Origin of the sequence: Micromonospora sp. LH3U1 (assembly GCF_028475105.1) — a bacterium.
Lineage (GTDB): Bacteria > Actinomycetota > Actinomycetes > Mycobacteriales > Micromonosporaceae > Micromonospora.
The window spans coordinates 412,737-431,612 of sequence record NZ_CP116936.1 but is presented as its reverse complement, the minus strand read 5'-3'; the positions used below and the strand labels follow the sequence as shown (position 1 = coordinate 431,612).

Sequence of the window (18,876 nt, the reverse complement as noted above, 5' to 3'; positions counted from 1 at the left end):
GGGCGCGTCGGCGGCGGTTCACGCGTCGTAGTCCACCGTGAGCTTGTCGGTCGTCGGGCTGGACTGGCAGGTCAGGACATAGCCGGCGGCCAACTCGTCGGGCTCCAGGGCGTAGTTGCGGGCCATCGTGACCGCCCCATCGACGACCTTCGCCTTACAGGTCGAGCAGACACCGCCCTTGCACGCGTACGGCAGCTCGCCCCGCACCTTCAGCGCGGCGTCCAGCACCCGCTCCTCGCGACCCATCGTGAAGCTCGACGATCGGCCGTCCAGCACGATGGTGACCTCGGCACCGGCACCCGCCTGGTCGACGGGGCGACGCACCGGCTCCGGCGGCGCGTCGACGTGGAACAGCTCGGTGCGAACCGCCGACTCGGGCAGCCCACGCGCGGTCAACACCTCCCGGACGTCGACCACCATGGCGTACGGGCCGCAGAGGAACCACTCCTCGATGAGGTCGCCCGGCACAATGGTGCCCAGCAACCGGCCCAGCCTCTCGGCGTCGATCCGTCCGGAGAGCAGCGGCGACTCGCCCTGCTCCCGGGAGAGCACGTGCACCAGGTGCAGCCGGGTGGGATAGCGGTCCTTCAGGTCGGCCAACTCCTCGGCGAACATCACCGTGTTAGCCGTGCGGTTGCCGTACACCAGGGTGAAGGTGCTGGCCGGCTCGACGGCCAGGGCGGTCGCGACAAGCCCGAGCACCGGGGTGATGCCGGAGCCGGCGACGACCGCGCCGTAGTGCCGCACCCGGTCCGGCGCGAACGCCGTGGTGAAGGTGCCCAGCGGCGGCAGCACCTCGACCGTGTCGCCACCGCGCAGCGCCCCGCACGCGAACGCCGAGAACGCGCCGCCCGGGATCTCCCGCACCCCGATCCGCAACCGGCCGTGCCGGGTCAGGTCGTCGGGGGTGGAGCAGATCGAGTACGACCGGCGCACGTCCGTACCGTCCTCGGCCACTCGCCGTACCGTCAGGTGTTGGCCCGCCTGGAACGCGAAGGTCTCCCGCAGGTCCTCCGGCACGGCGAAGGTCACCGCGACGGCGTCGTCGGTGAGCCGGTCGACGGCCGCGACCGACAACGGGTGGAAGACCGGCCGGCGGCGGACCGGGCGGGTGATGGTGACAGTCACAGCGCCTTCAGGTGGTCGAAGGGTTCGGAGCAGGAGCGGCAACGCCACAACGCCTTGCACGCGGTGGAGCCGAACCGGCTGACCTGCTCGGTCTCCGGCGAGCCGCACTGCGGGCAACGGACCGCGAGGGTCAACGACACGACACCGGCGGCGGGCACCGGGGCCGGCGGGGCGATCCCGGCGGCGGCAAGCTTGGCCCGCCCACCCGCGGAGATCCAGTCGGTGCTCCACGGTGGGCTGAAGACCGTGCGGACCTCGGCATCGGGGTGACCCGCGACCGCGAGCGCGCGGCGGATGTCGGCCCGGATCACGTCCATCGCCGGGCAGCCGGTGTAGGTCGGGGTGATGGTGACGGTGACCCGCCCACTTGTCGAATCTTCCTCGACCGCCCGCAGGATGCCCAACTCGTCGATGGTGATGACCCGGATCTCCGGGTCCACCACGCTGGCCGCAGCCGTCCTCGCGTCAGTCACCAGTGCGCTCCCGGGTGGGCGCGGTGCAGCACCTGCATCTCGGCGAGCAGGTAGGCCAGGTGCTCGGTGTGCACGCCGGCCCGCCCGCCGGCCGGGGACCAGCGGCTCTCCGGCCGGGTGAGCGTCGCCTCGGCCAGCACCGGGCCGACGGTCTCGTCGAACGCCGGCCGCAGGGTGGCCGGGTCGACCGGCGCCGCCGGGTCCGCGGCGAACAGCTCGTGGGTGTACGGCCACACCTGATCGACGGCCGCCTGCATCCGACGGTGCGACTCCTCGGTGCCGTCACCGAGCCGCTTGACCCACAACGCGCCATGGTCCAGGTGGTACGCCGATTCCTTGCGTGCCTTCGCGCCGATCGCGGCCAGCCGCTCGTCCGAGCAATCGGCCAGCGCCGTGTACAGCGGCAGCTGGTACGCCGCAAGGAAGAACAGCTTCGCCATCGTCACCGCGAAGTCGCCGTTGGGCAGCTCGACCAGGAGGGCGTTGCGGAACTCGCGGTCGTCGCGCAGGTACGCCAACGCGTCCTCGTCACGGCCGGCGCTCTCCAGCTCACCCGCGTACGACAGCAGCAGGCGAGCCGCGCCGAGCTGGTCGAGGGCTATGTTGGCCAGCGCGATGTCCTCTTCCATCTCCGGTGCGCGGGTTGTCCACTCGGCCAGTCGCTGAGCGGCGATCAGCGCGTCGTCGCCGAGGGCGAGAGTGAAGTCGAAGGGCCCGTTCACAGGTGGGCCACCCCGTCCGGCACCTCGTAGAAGGTGGGGTGGCGGTAGACCTTGTCGGCGGCCGGGTCGAAGAAGGCATCCTTCTCGTCCGGGCTGGACGCGGTGATCGCGCCGGCCGGCACCACCCAGATCGACACGCCCTCCTGGCGGCGGGTGTAGAGGTCCCGGGCGTTACGCAGGGCCAGCTCGGCGTCGGGGGCGTGCAGGCTACCGACGTGGGTGTGCGACAACCCGCGCCGGGCCCGCACGAAGACCTCCCACAGAGGCGAATGTTCGGTACTCACGCGGCTGCCACCTTTTCCCTGTTCTCGGCCCGCTTCGCGGCGTATGCCGCAGCGGCCTCGCGTACCCATGCGCCGTCGGTGTGCGCGGCCCGGCGGTGGGTCATCCGCTCCCGGTTGCAGGGTCCGTCGCCGGAGATCACCCGCATCAGCTCGTCGTAGTCCGGCTGGGTGTAGTCGTACGCCTGCCGCTCCTCGTTCCAGCGCAGGTCCGCGTCGGGGATGCGCAGCCCGAGGATCTCGGCCTGCTGGACGCACATGTCGACGAAACGCTGCCGCAGATCGTCATTGGAGAAGCGCTTGATCTTCCACGCCATCGACTGTGCCGAGTGCGTGGAGTCGCCGTCCGGAGGGCCGAACATGGCCAGTGACGGGTACCACCAGCGGTCCACCGCGTCCTGGGCCATCGCCTGCTGCGCCGGGGTGCCGTGCGCCAGTGTGTGCAGGATCTCGTAGCCCTGACGCTGGTGGAACGACTCCTCCTTGCAGACCCGGATCATCGCGCGGGCGTACGGGCCGTACGAGCAGCGGCACAGCGGCACCTGGTTGACGATCGCCGCGCCGTCCACCAGCCACCCGATCGCGCCCATGTCGGCCCAGCTCAGCGTCGGATAGTTGAAGATCGAGCTGTACTTCTGCCGCCCGTCGAGCAGCAGCCGGACCAGCTCGTCTCGGCTGATGCCGAGAGTCTCGGCGGCGGCGTAGAGGTAGAGGCCGTGGCCGGCCTCGTCCTGCACCTTGGCCAGCAGGATCGCCTTGCGCTTGAGTGACGGCGCACGGCTGATCCAGTTGCCCTCCGGCTGCATGCCGATGATCTCGGAGTGGGCGTGCTGGGCGATCTGCCGGATCAGCGTCCGGCGGTACGCGTCGGGCATCCAGTCCCGTGGCTCGATCTTCTGCTCGGCGTCGACCACCTCGGCGAAGTACGCCGCCAGGTCCTCGTCCGGCGCGGGTCCGCCTCGCCGCCCGCGCGCTGCCGCCGCCCGCAGTTCGGCCTCGGCGGCCTCGACCTCGCCCAGCAAACCGCCGCCCGGCCCGTCACCGGCGGCGTTGGCCGCGGCGTCACCCGCGGCGTCGGCCGGGGTGGAGAAGTCGTTGCCATACATGGGGACAAGTGTTACAGCTTGCGACCCAAGAAACCAGAGCGTGTAACAGGATTCCGAGGATCCCATCCGTGATGGAATGGGTGCTTTGCGTTACCTGGGCACCCCAATTCCTCCGTGACTTAGGCCACGAAACAAAGGTGAATCACCGCAAGAGCCGCATACCAGGTCCATATCCCGCCTTTATCGCAGGTTGCCTAGTGTCGAGCCCTGGCGAGTCACGCAACCGGACGTAGACTTTCCGCCGTCACACCGATCGGTTGGAGACGATCGCCGCCAGACAGAGGCCACTTCCCCCGGCCTCGGCGATCAGCCGATCTGTTCCGGACAACACGACGGTCCCCCGGCCCTGACACACCTGGAGTTCGCCCACTCATGCGATCCCGCGTGACCATGGTGCTCGCCATCACAGCAGTCCTCCTCGGCGGCGTCCTACTGGTCCCCACCGCGTACGCCCGGCTCTCCGACGGCGACAGCAGCGGAGGCGGAGGCGGCGGTGCCGCCTCGACCGTCGCCGCGCCCTCGCCCACTCCACCGCCACCGCCCACGCTGGCGGCCGGCCCGGTGTCGGTGAGCTTCAAGGGCGACTTCTTCTCGTGGGCGCTGCTGGATCGGCAGACCGGCAAGATCTCCGGGTCGCCGAACATGGCCGCGACCAGCTCCACCGAGTCGATGATCAAGGCGTGGATCGTCTCGGACTATCTGCGGCAGCTCAAGGACAAGGAGCCGACGGCGGCGCTGAAGAAGGCCGCCAGCCTCGCCATCCGGGAGAGCAACGACGACGCGGCCAACCTTGTCTACGCCGCCGCGGGTGGCTCGTACAAGGTGCCGGCGGGCGGCCAGCCGGGGCCGGTGATCCAGCGGGCGATCAAGATCTGCGGGCTGACCGACACCAAGCGCGGCAACGTGCCGAAGTACGAGGGCTACTGGAGCTTCACCCGCATGTCCCCCCGGGACGCCGTCCGGCTCGGCGAGTGCATCGCCGACGGCAAGGCCGCCGGCCCGAAGTGGACAAAGTGGGTGCTCAGCGAGATGAGCAAGGTGCAGGGCACCACCGCGGCCAAGGACCAGAAGCTCAAGTCCGGTGGTGGCCGATGGGGGATCATCAACGGCCTGCCGAAGTCGATCACCACCCAGGGCCCGGTCAGCATCAAAAACGGCTGGACGCCGCTCTACTACGACGGCAACTGGCACGTGAACTGCCTTGCCGTCACCGACAAGTGGAGCCTCGCGGTCATGCTGCGTTACTCGATCAAGAACGGGCTGGACTACGGCGCGCAGGTCTGCGCCAGCGTCGCCACCCAGTTGGTCACCCCGCAGCCGGGTGCCGCGCTCAAGGTGCCGCAGCAACCGGTCGGGAAGCTCTGATGGCCGGCAATCGTCGGGCCGACCGGCGCGGCGGCGGTGAGGCATCCCCGCTTCGGCTGATCGCCATCGCGGTCATCCTGATCGGCATGGTGCTGGTGTCACTGCGACTGCTGCCCGGGTCGCCGTTCGAGTCGACCGCCGCCGCCAAGTGGGGCAACGCCGGCACCACCACGAGCGACCGCCCCACCGGCGCGGGCACCGATCGCAGCGCCCGCCAGCCGTCCTCGCCGTCGCCGAGCCCCAGCCCGTCGCTGGAGCCACTGCCGTTCGTGGCCAAGGACCTCACCCTGGACATTGAGGGCTGGTACTCCTGGAGCGTGCTGGACCGTCGAACCGGGAAGATCATCGGCTCCAAGAACATGGGCGAGACCAGCACGACCGCCTCAATGATCAAGTCCTGGATCGTCGCCGACTACCTGCGTCGCTCGGCCGACGCCGGCCAGACGCCGAGCGACGCGAAGCTCGCCGACGCCACGCGGATCATCCGGGACAGCGACAACACCCGAGCCGAACAGTTCTACAACCTGGTCGGCCGGGACGCCTCGATCAAGCGGCTGATCTCCATGTGCAAGCTGACCGACAGCAGCGTTGCTCCCGACCGCGGTTGGAGCCGCACGGCTCTCTCCCCCCGGGACACCGCCCGCCTGGGCAACTGCATCGCCACCGGCACCGCCGCCGGGCCGAAATGGACCAAGTGGCTGCTCAACGAGATGAAGCTCGTTCGCGGCGCGGGCGACTTCGGCATCCGCAAGGCCTTCCCGGCTGCCGAGCAGAAGCAGATCGCCATCAAGAACGGGTGGATCGACCGGACCAGAGAGCAGGAGATGCACATCAACTGCCTGGCCATCGGTGACACCTGGACGATGGGCGTGATGGTCAAGTACCCGATCAACATGGGCTACGACTACGGCATGAAGAACTGCGAGAAGATCACCGAGGCGCTCCTGCGCCCCGGCACCTGACCCGCTCCGGCTGCTCGGTCGGCCGGCTGCTCGGTCGGCCGGCTGCTCGGTCGGCCGGCTCTCGCTGGTCAGCCGGCGAAGAACTCCGGGCCGCCGTCCGGCAGCTCCGGGGCCTCGCCCATCGCGGCGGCCCGCCGGGCCCACTCGCGCAGACCCGCGACCTGCCGGTCCCCCAGGGAGAAGTCCAGGGTTCGGAAGTACGTGGCCAGCGTCGCCGCGTCGAACGTCTCCCAGCGGGCGGCCGCCTCGGCCACCTGGTCCAGCTCGGCAAGGCAGAGGTCCCGAGAGCGCAGGAATGCCTCGTGCACCTCCTTGACCAGGCCCGGATGGGCGGCGGCGAAGTCACGACGAACCGCCCAGACGGCGAAGACCATCGGCAGACCGGTCCACTCCCGCCACGCCTGCCCGAGGTCGGTGACCGTGAGGCCCCGCTGCGGCGCCTCGTGGAGCGCCCGCAGCGCCACGTCCCCGATCAGCACCCCGGCGTCGGCCTCCAGCAGCATCTGGGTCAGGTCCGGCGGGCAGCGGTAGTAGTCCGGCCGCACGTTGTAACGCTCGGCGAGCAGCAGTTGGGCCAGCATCACCCCGGTCCGCGAGGTCGAACCGAGCGCCACCCGGGCGCCGTCCAGCTCGGTGAGCGGTCGCGTGGAGACCATGTTGACCGAGAGCACCGGCCCGTCGCTGCCCACGGCCAGGTCCGGCAGGAGCAGCAGCTCGTCGGCGTGCCGCAGGTACTCCAGCAGCGAGATCGGCCCGATGTCCAGGTCACCGGCGACCAGCGCGGCGTTCAGTTGGTCGGGCGAATCCTTGTGCAGGTCGACGTCGAGCAGGGCGCCAGAGCGCATCAGACCCCAGTAGATCGGCAGGCAGTTCAGGAACTGGATGTGCCCGACCCGCGGGCGTGCGATGCGCTCAGCCATGACCCGACCGTATCCCCGGCCTCCGGCTCCGGCTCGGCGGGCCGGCCCGGAGTGGCCAACCCCGCATCCGGCCCTGCCGCCCGGCGCTGTCGTCCGTCGGCGTCGCCCGACGACGGCCGCCTCACCACCCGGGCCACCACCGGCACGAAGGCCAGCACCACCAGGAGCCCGGCCGCGCCCGCTCCGGCGATCAGTGGCCGGGGCGGAACGGCCGTGAGCAGCGCGCCGCCCATCAGATAACCGGCCATCGAGCCACCCTGCACCGCCGCTCCGTAGCTGGCGTACGCCCGGCCGCGCATCGCATCCGGCACCCGGCGAGCAGTGAGCAGGTTGGCGAAGACGTTCTCGCCGCCGTTCGCCGCGCCGGCCACCAACCAGAGCGGCACCAGCAGAGCCGCCGTCGGCACCGCCGCGGCGAACATCACCAGCAGGCTGCACACAGCCAGTGTGGCCAGCACCCCACGGATGAACGCCGCGTCGTCGTCGAGCCGGCGGGCAAGCCGTGCGGCGAGCCAACTACCGGGCAGCATGCCGGCCATCCATGCGGCGCCCACCAGGCCGTACGTGGTCGCCGAAGCATGCAGCGTCTCCCTGATGAAGAAGACCTCGATCACGTTGATGCCGCCGACCGCCGCGATCACCACCGCGGTGCTCGCCACCATGACCAGCATCAGCGGGTCACGGCGCAACCGCCAGCCGGCGTCCGTACCGCTCGGGTTGGCCTGGCTGTTGGGGCCCTCTGGTCCGGCCGGTCCCGCCGGTCCTGCCTGTCCTGCCTGTCCTGCCGAGACGGTGGCGGGCTGCCGGCCGCCACGCCGGGTCCGCAGCAGCAGGCCCGCGACCACCAGCGCCAGGTAGGTCGCGGCATCCAGAAGCAGGGGTACGCGGGTGCCGAACTGCCCCACCAGCAGGCCGGCCAGCACCGGGCCGCCGAGCGCACCGAGGGACACCGCGTTCTGACTGATCGCACTGGCCCGTGGCAGATCGGCCGGGCGGACCATCGCCGGCAACAGCGCCGCCAGACAGGGCTGGGTCACCGCGAGTCCGCAGGCGAGCAGCGCGACGAGGCCCACTACCAGGGCGGGGTGGTCGGCGACGGCGAGCAGCGTACAGATCAACGCCTGCGCCAGCCCGACGGTCACCAGCAGGGTGCGGCTGTCCACCCGGTCGGCGAGGCGGCCGGTGAGCGGGGCGAGCACCACCAGAGGCAGGGTGGCCGCGAGCAGCAGCCCCGAGACGGCGAGCCCTCCGGCACCGGCACCCTGCAGTGCCAGCGCGAGCGCGGTGGCAGCAAGAAAGTCGCCGCAGATCGTGGTGCCACGCGCAGTGGCGGCGAGCCAGACGTCCGGCCAGCGCGACTCGACAGTTGTGAAGGACATACTTCGAAAATAATCCTTCACAACTGATCGACGCAACCCCCAGCTATGCCAGCGGCACCGTCCGGTACTGCACGGCGACAGTGCGCGCCCCCGGCGGCGGATCGGCCTGGCGCCGGCGCAAGCGGTACCGCCCGAGTAACGCCACGACCGCCTCGTTCACCTCGGCCAATTCCTCGGCGGTCAGCAGCAGCAGCGTGTCGTGGAACAGCGCCGTGTCGTACCACTCGGCAGGCTCGTCCCCAGCGCGCCGCAGCCAGTCCCGGGTCCGCTCCATGGCCCGAACCGCATGCGCCTCCACCAGCGCCTGCTCGGCCGCGCGCGCCTCAGGCCCGGCATCGCGACCCGCCTCGACCATCACACTCGCACTCGGCACGCGCCACAGCCGCTCGCGCGCGTCCCCCCGGCTCGGCGCATGCTCGACCAGGCCGAACTTCGCCAGCGCACGCAGGTGATAACTGGTCGCGCTCGGCGACAGCCCGACGATCTCGGCGCACTCGGTGGCGGTCCCACCGCTCTCGCGGCTACTCAGGTACTCCATGATCGCGATCCGGGCCGGATGGGCCATCGCCCGCATCACCTGCGGGTCGCTGATCGTCATCCGACGCGAATCGGGGCGGGCCTCGGTCATGAGTCCATGATCCCGGCCGGTCCCCCGACCCGCCATCACCCCCGCGTTCCAGGCAACCTTGCCGCTTCGGCAACCGACTCAATTTCCGACAGAGACCTGGGCAGGCGCGACGAACGGGCGCGACGAACGGGCGGCAGGCTCGGGCGCGACCAGCGGGCGACGGGCGACGGCTGGCGGGCGACGGGCGACGGCTGGCGGGCGACGGGCGACGGCTGGCGGGCGACGGGCGACGGCTGGCGGGCGACGGGCGACGGCTGGCGGGCGACGGCTGGCGGGCGACGGGCGATACGGGCGACGGGCGAGACGGACGGGCGGCAGGCTCGGGCGCGACCAGCGGGCGACGGGCGCGACCGGCGAGGGGCGCGGGGGGCTCAGCGAGCTGGGTGCCGGTTGCCGGGCAGCAGCGCGAGCGGGCGTCGGCGGATTAGGACGATCGGCCAATGCGCAACTGAGGCATTGATCAACATGGACAGAAAGTGTCGTACGTACGTTCTATTCTGTCTCCATGTTGAGAGCGTTGGCGCAGGCGGGTGGTGCCGTCGGCGACTGCGCTCAGGCCTCGCTGTGGGCACTCTCTGACGACGAGTTACTCGCGTCCCTCGATGCGACGCACGTGGTGGCGCAGCGGCTGGCCGCCGTCCAGCTCGGTCTGGTGCGCGAGTTGGATGCCCGCGGCCCGGCGGTCGCCCAGGGTGCCTCGTCCACGGCCGTCTGGCTGCGGGAGCGGCTCCGGGTCTCCGGTCGCTCCGCGCGCCAACTGGTCCAGCTCGCCGCCACCGTCGATGCCGCTCCACCGGCAGTGCGCGACGCGCTGCTCAGCGGCGCCATCACCATCGAGCAGAGTCGGGTGGTGGCAGAGACAATCGCGGCCCTTCCGGCCGAGGCTGGTCCGGAGGTGGCAGACAAGGCCACCGCACTGCTGATCGCCTGGGCCGACCGTTTCGATCCGACCATCCTGGGCCGGCTCGGGGAGCGCATCCTCACGCACGTCGCACCGGACTTGGCCGATCAAGCCGAGCTGGCGGCCCTCGAACGGGCCACCGAGCGAGCCAAGGCTCGTCGGCACGTCACGCTCTCCGATCAGCAGAACGGGCAGGTACGCCTCAGCGGAAACCTCGACACCGAGACCGCGAGTCTGCTGCGCGAGGCAATCGATCCGCTCTGCGCACCGGCCGGTGAGCACGACGACCGCAGCCCCGGTCAGCGCCGCGCCGACGCGCTGGGCGAGGTCTGTCGATTGGCGCTGCGCACCGGTCAGTTGCCCGACAATGGCGGGGACCGGCCGCAGCTCGTGGTGACCGTCTCGCTGGATGACCTGGTCAGCGGCGCACGTGCCGGCACTCTGGAGACCGGAGCGCCCCTCACACCGGGCGCGATCCGCCGTCTCGCCTGCGACGCGGGCGTGCTGCCTGCCGTGCTGGGCGGCAACAGTCAGGTCTTGGACGTCGGGCGCCAGCGCCGGCTCTTCACGGGCCCGCTGCGCCGCGCGCTGGTGCTGCGTGACGGTGGCTGCGCCTTTCCTGGCTGTGATCGGCCGTCCCGGTGGTGCGACGGTCACCACATCCGACACTGGGCCGAGGGTGGAGCGACGGCGCTGGGCAACGCCGTGCTGCTCTGCGGCTACCACCACCGGCTCGTCCACCGCGGTGACTGGACGGTCCGCATCGCTCCGGATGGCCGGCCCGACTTCCTCCCGCCCCGCTGGCTCGATCCGCTGCGCACGGCACAACGCAACCTCTACCACCGGCGCTGCTGATGACTGGCAAGCACCTTCGCCACCCAAGACCGGGACCAGACACACAGGGCCGCACCTGACGCGCACCAGCCCCCCGGGCCGTGCCCAGCGGCCGCCCAATGAGACGGTCCGACCCGCCGGCACCGTGCCACCTCGGCACGTCCCATCGGTGCGGTTCCACTCGGCACGGCGCCCACCTCGGCGCTGCCTCACCTGACACCGCGCCGAACTCGGCGACGCACTACGCGAACCACGCCCACCACGACTACCGCATCACCCCGACACCGCCCCACCAGGAGCCACCACCATCCGACACCCCCACCCCCCACCAGGAGCCACCGCACCACCCTGGGCCCACCGCACCACCCGGGGCCGCCCCCATCCGGGGCACCCCACCCGGCGCCACGCCCACCTCGGCGACGCACCACGCGACAACACGCCCACCTCGGTGCACGGCCCTCATCTCGACCCCGTCCCACCCCGCGCCACGCCCACCTCGGCGCACCACGCGGACCTCGACGCCGTCCCACCCGACGCCGTCCCACCCGACGCCGTCCCACCCGACACCGACCTCGGCGCCGCCCTACCCGGCACAGGCGCCGCTCTCGGTGCCGTCCCACTGGCAACACGCCATCTCGGCGCCGCCCCACCCGGCAACACGCCATCTCGGACGGGTGGTTGCATGGGTAATTCGGTGGAAGGCGTGGGCCTGGGAGCGTAAGGTTGTAGCCCGCTTGACGGCCGAGGTGAGCTGCACCGGAACGGACGTCTTCGCGCCGGTGCCGGCCATCCGCCCCCGGACACGCGAGCGCGCAGCAGATGTGAACGATGGGACGTCAGCATGCCCGCACTTGACCTCGACACCCACCTCGACACGGATCTGGCCGCCGAGCGCGCGCACCTGGCCACCTCCCGGGCGGCGCTACGGCGGATGCGGGAGCGAGCCGAAGCCCTCTTCTCCACTGGTGACCAGGTGGCCGGCGACGCTTACGCCGCGGAGACGCTGGGCCGCACCCTGGCCCGTCGGGTGGCTGAGCTGGCTGACGATCCGACCACGCCGCTCTTCTTCGGCCGCCTCGACTTCGCCGAGACTGCAGAACACGACAGCACGGACCAAAACACCCCGGCCCGCACCACCACGGACCGCACCACCACTGACCGCACCACCACTGACCGCACCACCACAGACCGCACCACCACTGACCGCACCACCACGGACCACGCCAGCAAAGACCGCGACACCCCGGAGCGCAACACCCGAGACCGCGACACCCCGGAGCGCGACGCCACGGCGGGCGCGACCAGCGGCGAGGGCCCGGGCGCGAGCAGCACGGATCATGACGGTCGGCGGTATCACGTGGGGCGGCGGCACGTCTCCGACGAGCGCGGCGAGCCGCTGGTGTTGGACTGGCGGGCGCCGGTCTCCCGATCGTTCTACCGGGCCAGCGCGCGGGATCCGCAGGGCGTGGCGGTCCGGCGCCGGTTCGGGTTCAGCAACGGGGTGCTGACCAGCTTCGAGGATGAGCGTCTGGATCGGGGCGAGGAACTGGGCACGACCAGTCGAATTCTCACCGCCGAGATCGAACGACCGCGCGTCGGGCCGATGCGGGACATCGTGGCCACCATCCAGCCGGAGCAGGACGAACTGGTCCGGGCTGATCTCGCCGACTCGATCTGTGTGCAGGGAGCTCCGGGTACCGGGAAGACGGCGGTCGGCCTGCACCGGGCCGCGTACCTGCTCTATCTGCACCGGGAGCGATTGCGGCGGGCGGGCGTGCTGATCGTGGGGCCGAACAGGGCGTTCCTGTCGTACATCGCGGCGGTGCTGCCGGCGCTCGGTGAGGTTGAGGTCGAGCAGGCCACGGTGGAGGAGTTGATCTCTCGGGTGTCGGTCCGGGCGGTCGAGGCGTCGGCGGTCGCCGCGCTCAAGCACGACGTACGGATGGCGAGCGTGCTGCGGCGCGCGGTGCAGGCACAGATCGGTACGCCGACCGACTCGATCACGGTGTCGGACGGGTCGTTCCGGTGGCGGATCGGGTTGGAGCCGTTGCATCGGATCGTCGATGAGACCCGCCGGGAAGGGTTGCCGTACGGCACAGGCCGGGAACGGGTTCGGGCACGGGTGGTGAGCCTGCTGCAACGGCAGGCCGAGGCGCGGCGGGCGGAGTCGCCCAGCGATGCCTGGCTGCGTCGGATGGGCCGCTGCCAGCCGGTGATGGACTTCCTGGACGCGGTATGGCCGGCGCTCACCCCCGAAGGGCTGGTACACGGCCTGCTCTCCGATCCGGGCCGGCTCGCCGCCGCGGCGGACGGGCTGCTCAGCGACACCGAGCAGGCGCTGCTGACCTGGGCGAAGCCTGCTCGCACCCCGAAGGCGGCCCGCTGGACCACCGCTGACGCCGTGCTGATCGACGAGGCGACCGGGCTGCTGGAACGGCCTTCCGGGTTCGGGCACGTGGTGGTGGACGAGGCGCAGGACCTCTCCCCGATGCAGTGTCGGGCCATCGCCCGGCGCAGCGAGCACGGCTCGGTCACCCTCCTCGGTGACCTCGCCCAGGGCACCGCGCCGTGGGCGGCGACGGACTGGCGCGAGTCCCTTGCTCATCTGGGCAAGCCGGACGCCGTGGTGGTCCCGTTGACGATCGGTTTCCGGGTGCCCGCCGCGGTGGTCGCGTTCGCGAACCTGCTGCTGCCGGCGCTGGCGGTGGACGTACCGCCGGCCGAGTCGCTGCGTCACGACGGCGGCCTGGACGTGCGTACGGTGACCGACCTGACCTCGGCGACGGTCGCCGAGGTGCGCGCGGCGCTCGCGCACGACGGCTCGGTCGGTGTGATCGCCGCGGACGACGCGGTCGACGGGCTGCGTGCGGCGCTGGCCGCCGCCGGTGTCGCGACCGCGACCGCCGACGACGTGGCGACCGCGGAGCGGGTCACCGTGGTGCCCGCGACGCTGGTCAAGGGCTTGGAGTACGACCATGTGGTGGTGGTCGAGCCGGCCGCGATCGTCGCGGCCGAGCCGCGCGGGCTGCACCGGCTGTACGTGGTGCTCACTCGCGCGGTGTCCCGGCTGGCGGTGCTGCACCACGAGCCGCTGCCCGCCCCGCTCGTCGGCGGCTCAGCCGGCTGACAGGGCCGCCGCGACCTCCCGCAGGGGGCGGCCGGAGTCAGCCAGCGGCACGTGGAACGACAGCCACGAACCGTCGGCGAAGTCGATCCGCAGCCGCTTCCAGTTCAACCGGTACCGTCCGACCCGGGCGGCTACGGTCGTGCGCGGCACCGACCCGAGCAGTTCGACGTCGGTCTGCGCCCGTTCATCCGCCGCTGAGCTGGAGAGCAGCCCGACCGGTGCTGTCGCGCCGAGCAGCAACCGCTGATCGGTGACCCCCAGCACGAGGTCCCGGACGCCGGAACCCTTCGCCGCAACGGTCAGGGCGTGGTGCAGCAGGGACGCCTGTGAACCTGGTTCGCCTCGACCTCCGACACCGAAGAAGAGCCAGTCGACGGCCCCGTCCGCCCGACCAAAGGTGATGTTCGGCGACAGCACGTTGAGCAGGGCACCCAGTAAGCCCGGCCCACCCGGGGCAGGTGGCGCCGCCGGCTGCGGGGGCGCCGCCGGGGTCAGACCTCCGCCCGCTCGGACCCGGGCCACCGCACGCACCCGCTCTCCGGCCGATAGCAGCCGGGTGATCCCCTCGACGTACCGCGCCTGACTCTCGTCGAGCGTCACCGGTGCCCCTCGTGGCCCCCGGGCCGGCGCGGGCTGTCACCCTGCTCACCAATGACCTCACCGACCAGTTCGCGGACCAGGGCCGCGGCGGCCTCCTGCGCCCGGTTGGCGGCTGTGGTGAACTCCTCGGCCAGGCTGTAGGAGTCCAGTCGCATCGCCCGCGCGTTCAGCTCCGTAGAAACGATTTTCCCGTCTGCGGCGGCGGTGACCCGCACCAGGCCGGAGTCGCTCATCCCCTCGGCGCTGGTCTGCTCCAGCTCCGCCATCCGGTCGGCGAGCTGCCGCTGCCACCCGTCCAGGTTGCGGGCCAGCGCCTCGATTCGGTCCAGGGCGGGGAAGGTCATGGCTGCCTCTCAGTTCACGATGGAGTCGAAGACATTCTGCACACCCACGGTGTACGGGCCCAGGTCCTCGCGGTACGTGCCGTCCACCAGGTAGTTGCGGTCCTTCTGCCCGTCGGAGATGTCGTGCAGACCCACGCCGGTGTCCAGTAGTGCGCCGCCGAAACCGGGGATATTGACCGGCGAGACCTGGTTGATGACGAACCTGCCGGGAAAGAGGGTCTTGAACTTCTCGACCTGGAAGGCACGCCCCTCGGCCGTCCAGCCACCCTTGCTGAGCACCTTGTACTGCTTCTTTCGCTTCTTGAGCTCCATGACGGTGTCCGCGTACTTGCGGAGCTGCCCGGCGACCTTGCCCAACCGGGCGGCGAGGCGGGTGAGCACCTCGGCGAACCGTGCGACGATCTTGACCATCCGGCCCACGGTGGTGGCCAGCCGGGCCAGCACCCGGACCACCGTTGCGGCCAGCGAGACGCCAGCGCTCAGCGCCGCCGCCACCGCCGCGATGATCACCTCGGTGAGGAACCAGAGCAGGAACTCGAGGATCAGCTCGACCAGCAGGTTGAACGCGTCTACCGCGGCGTTCGCCGCCTCGACCAGCACGTCCTTGGTGCCGTCGAGCCCCTGGGCCAGCTCCTCGATCGCCTCCTCCATCGACTCCATCGAGGCATGGAAGCTCTCTGCGGCGTCGCCCGTCCAGGCGCCGCGCAACCGGGCCCGGTCGGCGATCTGGTCGCCGGCGATCTCCCGGACCGCCGCGCCGGTGTCCAGGCAGAGCTGCGCCGCCCGCATCAGGTCGTCCGGTTCTCCAGCGACCAGCTCCAGCAGTTGCTCGAATGGCCACAGCACCGCGTTGGAGAGCGGCTTGAAGGGTTCGGGAGTGCCCGACACGATCTGCTCGAAGTAGGTCTTGTTGCGCTGCAACGCCTCGGTGCTCACGCCTGCACCTGCCCACTCGGGCTGGCGCCGCCCGACGACCAGGGGCCGGGTGCGATGACGTCGGGAGCGGCCGGGCGGCCTGGCACGAACAGGTCGGTGTTGGCCACGTCGGTGCCGGTGTAGGCGCCGGCGGTGTCGTTGAGCCCCTCGGCGATGTCCGCCATCACCTCGGCGCCGTCGGCGAGCCCCTGCAGGCACGCCTCGAACTGTTCGGCGTACGCCGCCGCGAGGCCGAACGACGCCGGCATCACGCCGAACGCGTGCCGGGGCACGTGCCCGTCACCGAATGAACGGTGCAGCTCGCGAAAGCGAGCCCCCCGGTCGGTGGACGCCTTGGCGAACACCGTCAGGGCCTCCGGTTGGACCTCCAGCTCACCGCTCGGGCTCGACACGGACCCTCCCCTGTGTCCTGTGCGACGGATCAGCCGCTACGACTCCACACCATAGGCACAGCCCGCCGCAATCGGTGACCCCGCCAGCGACGTCGGGGTCACCCAGCCTCGACTTTGTGCCGTAAAGTAGTTTGCGTGGACCCCGACGACGATCTCCCACCCACCGACGCCGCAGCGGCGCTCCGCCTCATCCAGGACCAGCGATCGGCGACGGCACGCCGGCTCGATCCTGATTCCCGCCTGCTCTACTGGCCATGGGGAGTCGCCTGGCTGGTCGGCTTCGGGCTATTCTTCCTACGGTTCCCTCCCGGTGGAGGGGAGCTGCTCCCACTGCCGGACTGGCTGCCGCTGACCGTTCTCTTCGCGCTGCTGCTGGCCGCCGCAGCGGTCCAGGCGGTGGCCAGCGCGCGGGCCTACGGCCAGGTGACCGGTGACTCCGCCCGGCGTGGGCGCTGGTACGGGTGCGCCTGGGGCCTGGGTTCCGTGAGCGTCTACGCGGGGCTCGGCCAGATCACCGAGCACCTGCCGCCCAACCTGGCCGGGCTGCTCTGGTCGGCGACCGCCGTCGGGCTGACCGGCGCGCTGCACATGGCCGGCGGAGCGATCTGGCTGGATCGGGACCTGTTCCGGCTCGGCGTCTGGATCAGCGTGATCAACCTGGCCGGCGCGCTCGCCGGGCCGGGCTGGCACGCGCTGGTCGTGTCGGTGGCCGGCGGCGGCGGGATCCTGGTCGCCGGCGCCCTCGCCCGACGGCGACAGCGACTCCGGTCGTGACCGAGCTGGACCCGGTCATCCACGCGCAGGCACGGCTGCGGGTGGTCGCCAGCCTCTCCGCGCTCGGTGACGGCGACAAGATCGCGTTCCCCCGGTTGCAGGAACTGCTCGCGATGACCGCCGGCAACCTCTCCGTGCACCTGCGCAAGCTCGAGGACGCCGGTTACGTGGAGATCAGCAAGACCCACCGTGGACGCACCCCGGCAACCCTGGTCCGGCTCAGCCGGCGGGGCCGGCTGGCGTTCGAGGAATACACCGAAGCGATCCGCACCCTGCTCGACCCCACCCCGTCGAAGGAGCAGCCATGACCCTCGCCCGCGCCGACCAGGCCAGCCGCCGGTACGGCGACGTTCTCGCCCTCGACCGCGTCGACCTCGAAGTCCGGGCTGGTGAGCTGGTCGGCCTGCTCGGGCCGAACGGCGCCGGCAAGAGCACGCTGATGAATCTGCTGGTCGGCCTGCGCCGGCCCAGCTCGGGGCGGGTCGAGCTGTTCGGCGGCGACCCCCGCGACCCGGCGACCCGACGGCAGATCGGGGTCACCCCGCAGGAGACCGGCCTACCGGGGACGCTGCGCGTCGGGGAGGTCGTCGACTTCGTCTCCGCGCACTACCCGGACCCGGTGCCCCGCGGTGAACTACTCGACCAGTTCGGCCTGGGCGACCTCGCCCGACGGCAGACCGGCGGCCTCTCCGGTGGGCAGCGCCGACGGCTGGCGGTGGCGCTGGCGTTCGTCGGCCGACCCCGGTTGGTGCTGCTCGACGAGCCGACCACCGGCCTGGACGTGGCCGCCCGGCACACCCTGTGGGAGGCGATCCGCGCGTTCCACAACGACGGCGGCACCGTGCTGTTGAGCAGCCACTACCTGGAGGAGGTGGAGGCGCTGGCCCACCGGGTGGTGGTGATCGGGCAGGGCCGGGTGCTCGCCGACGACACGGTGGACGCGGTGCGCGGCATCGTCGGCGTACGCCGGGTCAGCCTCGTCGCCGACCAACTTCCCGACCTGCCCGGGGTCGTTCGCAGCGAACGGGTCGACGGCCGGCTGCACCTGCTCACCGCCGACGCCGACGAACTGGTCCGGGCGCTGGTCATTGCCGGGACCGCCTTCACCGACCTGGAGGTACGGCCGACCTCGCTGGAGGAGGCGTTCCTCGCCATCACCAGCGGGGACCACCCCGTCGGGGGCCAGCCCGCCACCGAGGACCAGCCCGCCACCGCCGGCACCGGCGGCCGACCCACCACCGTCTGAGGAGGCCACCGTGCAGCTCACCCTGGTCCACGCCCGCTATCAACTCCTGGAGATCATCCGGATCCCCGTGGCCGTCTTCGGCAGCGCCTTCTTCCCGGCCGCCGCAATGATCTTCTTCGTGGTGCCGTTCGCCGGTGACGATCCGGCCGGTGCCACCTTGGCCACCGCGTCGATGGTCACCTTCTCGGTGATGAGCGCCAACATCTTCCAGTACGGCATCGGGGTCGCCGAGGACCGCGACCAGCCGTGGAACCCGTACACCCGGACCTTGCCGGCCGGGCCGGCACCCCGGTTCGCGGGCCGCGTGCTGGCCGGCCTGGCGCTGACGTACCTCTCGCTGATCCCGGTCGTGGTGATCGGCGCGACCCTGACCGCGGCCCGGATCACCCCGGCGGCTTTTCTGCTGACCGCCGGCACCGTGGCCGTCATCTCGGTGCCGTTCACACTGATGGGGCTCGCCATCGGCTACTCCCTGCCGAGCAAGGCGGCGATCGTGATCGCACAGGTGGTCTTCCTGCCGCTCGCGTTCGGCGGCGGCCTGCTCTCCGCGCCCGGTGAGGCACCCGGGTTCATCGAGACGATCGCGCCATTCCTGCCCACCCGGGGCGCGGCGGAGCTGATGTGGTCAGCGGCCGGCGACTACGCCGTCCAGCCGCTGGCGGTGATCATGCTCGGCGTCTGGGTGGTGCTGCTCGCCACGCTCGCCGGCTGGGCGTACCGACGGGACGAGGGTCGCCGGTTCAGCTGACGATTCGTCC

Annotated in this window: 20 protein-coding genes; 8 read left to right on the top strand and 12 right to left on the bottom strand. The window is 71.3% G+C overall.

The window, feature by feature from the left end:
• Positions 1 to 18 precede the first annotated feature (18 nt).
• The 5 genes from paaE to paaA are packed head-to-tail and all read right to left on the bottom strand — an operon-like array spanning position 19 to position 3,710.
• Complete coding sequence (gene paaE, locus PCA76_RS02010; RefSeq protein ID WP_272614858.1) at positions 19 to 1,128, bottom strand: 1,2-phenylacetyl-CoA epoxidase subunit PaaE; 1,110 nt, start codon at positions 1,126 to 1,128, stop codon at positions 19 to 21.
• On the bottom strand, positions 1,125 to 1,601 hold the full coding sequence (paaD, locus tag PCA76_RS02005) for a 1,2-phenylacetyl-CoA epoxidase subunit PaaD (protein WP_272614857.1): 477 nt from the start codon (positions 1,599 to 1,601) through the stop codon (positions 1,125 to 1,127). Before paaD ends, paaE begins: the two co-directional genes overlap by 4 nt.
• Positions 1,598 to 2,323, bottom strand: coding sequence for a 1,2-phenylacetyl-CoA epoxidase subunit PaaC (gene paaC / locus PCA76_RS02000; protein WP_272614856.1), 726 nt, complete (start codon positions 2,321 to 2,323; stop codon positions 1,598 to 1,600). The genes paaD and paaC overlap by 4 nt, the downstream gene beginning before the upstream one ends.
• Positions 2,320 to 2,607 carry a 1,2-phenylacetyl-CoA epoxidase subunit PaaB gene (paaB, locus tag PCA76_RS01995; protein WP_139585175.1) on the bottom strand — a complete coding sequence of 96 codons (288 nt, stop codon included), beginning with the start codon at positions 2,605 to 2,607 and terminating at the stop codon, positions 2,320 to 2,322. Before paaB ends, paaC begins: the two co-directional genes overlap by 4 nt.
• A complete protein-coding gene (gene paaA, locus PCA76_RS01990; protein ID WP_272614854.1) occupies positions 2,604 to 3,710 on the bottom strand; it encodes a 1,2-phenylacetyl-CoA epoxidase subunit PaaA in 1,107 nt (368 codons plus the stop codon). The genes paaB and paaA overlap by 4 nt, the downstream gene beginning before the upstream one ends.
• 372 nt (positions 3,711 to 4,082) lie before the next feature.
• Here paaA and PCA76_RS01985 point away from each other — a divergent pair, with 372 nt between their 5' ends.
• Positions 4,083 to 5,075, top strand: a complete 993-nt coding sequence (locus PCA76_RS01985; protein ID WP_272614852.1) for a hypothetical protein — start codon at positions 4,083 to 4,085, stop codon at positions 5,073 to 5,075.
• Positions 5,075 to 6,037 (top strand): hypothetical protein, encoded by a 963-nt coding sequence (locus PCA76_RS01980; protein WP_272614850.1) that lies wholly within the window; start codon positions 5,075 to 5,077, stop codon positions 6,035 to 6,037. Before PCA76_RS01985 ends, PCA76_RS01980 begins: the two co-directional genes overlap by 1 nt.
• Positions 6,038 to 6,105: 68 nt before the next feature.
• Here the strand turns inward: PCA76_RS01980 and PCA76_RS01975 are convergent, their stop codons facing one another.
• From PCA76_RS01975 to PCA76_RS01965, 3 genes are read right to left on the bottom strand one after another with little or no spacing between them, the layout of a single operon-like run.
• Positions 6,106 to 6,957: a menaquinone biosynthetic enzyme MqnA/MqnD family protein gene (locus PCA76_RS01975; protein WP_272614848.1), complete on the bottom strand. Its 852-nt coding sequence runs from the start codon at positions 6,955 to 6,957 to the stop codon at positions 6,106 to 6,108.
• Complete coding sequence (locus PCA76_RS01970; protein WP_272614847.1) at positions 6,909 to 8,336, bottom strand: MFS transporter; 1,428 nt, start codon at positions 8,334 to 8,336, stop codon at positions 6,909 to 6,911. The genes PCA76_RS01975 and PCA76_RS01970 overlap by 49 nt, the downstream gene beginning before the upstream one ends.
• Positions 8,337 to 8,379: 43 nt before the next feature.
• Positions 8,380 to 8,964, bottom strand: a complete 585-nt coding sequence (locus PCA76_RS01965; protein ID WP_272614845.1) for an ArsR/SmtB family transcription factor — start codon at positions 8,962 to 8,964, stop codon at positions 8,380 to 8,382.
• Between the two features lie 505 nt (positions 8,965 to 9,469).
• Here PCA76_RS01965 and PCA76_RS01960 point away from each other — a divergent pair.
• Complete coding sequence (locus tag PCA76_RS01960) at positions 9,470 to 10,720, top strand: HNH endonuclease signature motif containing protein (protein ID WP_272614843.1); 1,251 nt, start codon at positions 9,470 to 9,472, stop codon at positions 10,718 to 10,720.
• Between the two features lie 820 nt (positions 10,721 to 11,540).
• On the top strand, positions 11,541 to 13,826 hold the full coding sequence (locus tag PCA76_RS01955; RefSeq protein WP_272614842.1) for a HelD family protein: 2,286 nt from the start codon (positions 11,541 to 11,543) through the stop codon (positions 13,824 to 13,826).
• On the opposite strand, the gene PCA76_RS01950 is transcribed toward PCA76_RS01955, so the two are convergent.
• From PCA76_RS01950 to PCA76_RS01935, 4 genes are read right to left on the bottom strand one after another with little or no spacing between them, the layout of a single operon-like run.
• Positions 13,815 to 14,426 carry a hypothetical protein gene (locus PCA76_RS01950; RefSeq protein ID WP_272614841.1) on the bottom strand — a complete coding sequence of 204 codons (612 nt, stop codon included), beginning with the start codon at positions 14,424 to 14,426 and terminating at the stop codon, positions 13,815 to 13,817. The two genes, PCA76_RS01955 and PCA76_RS01950, sit on opposite strands and share 12 nt — an antisense overlap.
• Positions 14,423 to 14,770 (bottom strand): YbaB/EbfC family nucleoid-associated protein, encoded by a 348-nt coding sequence (locus PCA76_RS01945; protein ID WP_272614839.1) that lies wholly within the window; start codon positions 14,768 to 14,770, stop codon positions 14,423 to 14,425. Before PCA76_RS01945 ends, PCA76_RS01950 begins: the two co-directional genes overlap by 4 nt.
• 9 nt (positions 14,771 to 14,779) lie before the next feature.
• Positions 14,780 to 15,706, bottom strand: a complete 927-nt coding sequence (locus PCA76_RS01940) for a WXG100 family type VII secretion target (protein ID WP_272614838.1) — start codon at positions 15,704 to 15,706, stop codon at positions 14,780 to 14,782.
• The gene (locus PCA76_RS01935; RefSeq protein WP_272614837.1) at positions 15,703 to 16,098 is read right to left on the bottom strand and encodes a type VII secretion target; all 396 of its coding nucleotides are present in this window, start codon (positions 16,096 to 16,098) and stop codon (positions 15,703 to 15,705) included. The genes PCA76_RS01940 and PCA76_RS01935 overlap by 4 nt, the downstream gene beginning before the upstream one ends.
• 135 nt (positions 16,099 to 16,233) lie before the next feature.
• Here PCA76_RS01935 and PCA76_RS01930 point away from each other — a divergent pair, with 135 nt between their 5' ends.
• From PCA76_RS01930 to PCA76_RS01915, 4 genes are read left to right on the top strand one after another with little or no spacing between them, the layout of a single operon-like run.
• Entirely contained in the window at positions 16,234 to 16,872 is a 639-nt protein-coding gene (locus PCA76_RS01930) for a transporter (RefSeq protein ID WP_272614836.1), read from the top strand.
• Positions 16,869 to 17,180, top strand: coding sequence for a transcriptional regulator (locus PCA76_RS01925; RefSeq protein WP_272614835.1), 312 nt, complete (start codon positions 16,869 to 16,871; stop codon positions 17,178 to 17,180). The genes PCA76_RS01930 and PCA76_RS01925 overlap by 4 nt, the downstream gene beginning before the upstream one ends.
• The gene (locus PCA76_RS01920) at positions 17,177 to 18,118 is read left to right on the top strand and encodes an ABC transporter ATP-binding protein (protein ID WP_272614834.1); all 942 of its coding nucleotides are present in this window, start codon (positions 17,177 to 17,179) and stop codon (positions 18,116 to 18,118) included. Before PCA76_RS01925 ends, PCA76_RS01920 begins: the two co-directional genes overlap by 4 nt.
• 10 nt (positions 18,119 to 18,128) lie before the next feature.
• Entirely contained in the window at positions 18,129 to 18,866 is a 738-nt protein-coding gene (locus PCA76_RS01915) for an ABC transporter permease (protein ID WP_272614833.1), read from the top strand.
• The last annotated feature ends 10 nt before the right edge of the window (positions 18,867 to 18,876 follow it).

Excerpts from the sequence above, each read along its gene's own strand:
- paaA (WP_272614854.1), bottom strand. The coding sequence starts at position 3,710 with ATGTATGGCAACGACTTCTCCACCCCGGCCGACGCCGCGGGTGACGCC.
- PCA76_RS01985 (WP_272614852.1), top strand. The coding sequence starts at position 4,083 with ATGCGATCCCGCGTGACCATGGTGCTCGCCATCACAGCAGTCCTCCTC.
- PCA76_RS01980 (WP_272614850.1), top strand. The coding sequence starts at position 5,075 with ATGGCCGGCAATCGTCGGGCCGACCGGCGCGGCGGCGGTGAGGCATCC.
- PCA76_RS01975 (WP_272614848.1), bottom strand. The coding sequence starts at position 6,957 with ATGGCTGAGCGCATCGCACGCCCGCGGGTCGGGCACATCCAGTTCCTG.
- PCA76_RS01970 (WP_272614847.1), bottom strand. The coding sequence starts at position 8,336 with ATGTCCTTCACAACTGTCGAGTCGCGCTGGCCGGACGTCTGGCTCGCC.
- PCA76_RS01965 (WP_272614845.1), bottom strand. The coding sequence starts at position 8,964 with ATGACCGAGGCCCGCCCCGATTCGCGTCGGATGACGATCAGCGACCCG.
- PCA76_RS01960 (WP_272614843.1), top strand. The coding sequence starts at position 9,470 with ATGTTGAGAGCGTTGGCGCAGGCGGGTGGTGCCGTCGGCGACTGCGCT.
- PCA76_RS01955 (WP_272614842.1), top strand. The coding sequence starts at position 11,541 with ATGCCCGCACTTGACCTCGACACCCACCTCGACACGGATCTGGCCGCC.
- PCA76_RS01945 (WP_272614839.1), bottom strand. The coding sequence starts at position 14,770 with ATGACCTTCCCCGCCCTGGACCGAATCGAGGCGCTGGCCCGCAACCTG.
- PCA76_RS01920 (WP_272614834.1), top strand. The coding sequence starts at position 17,177 with ATGACCCTCGCCCGCGCCGACCAGGCCAGCCGCCGGTACGGCGACGTT.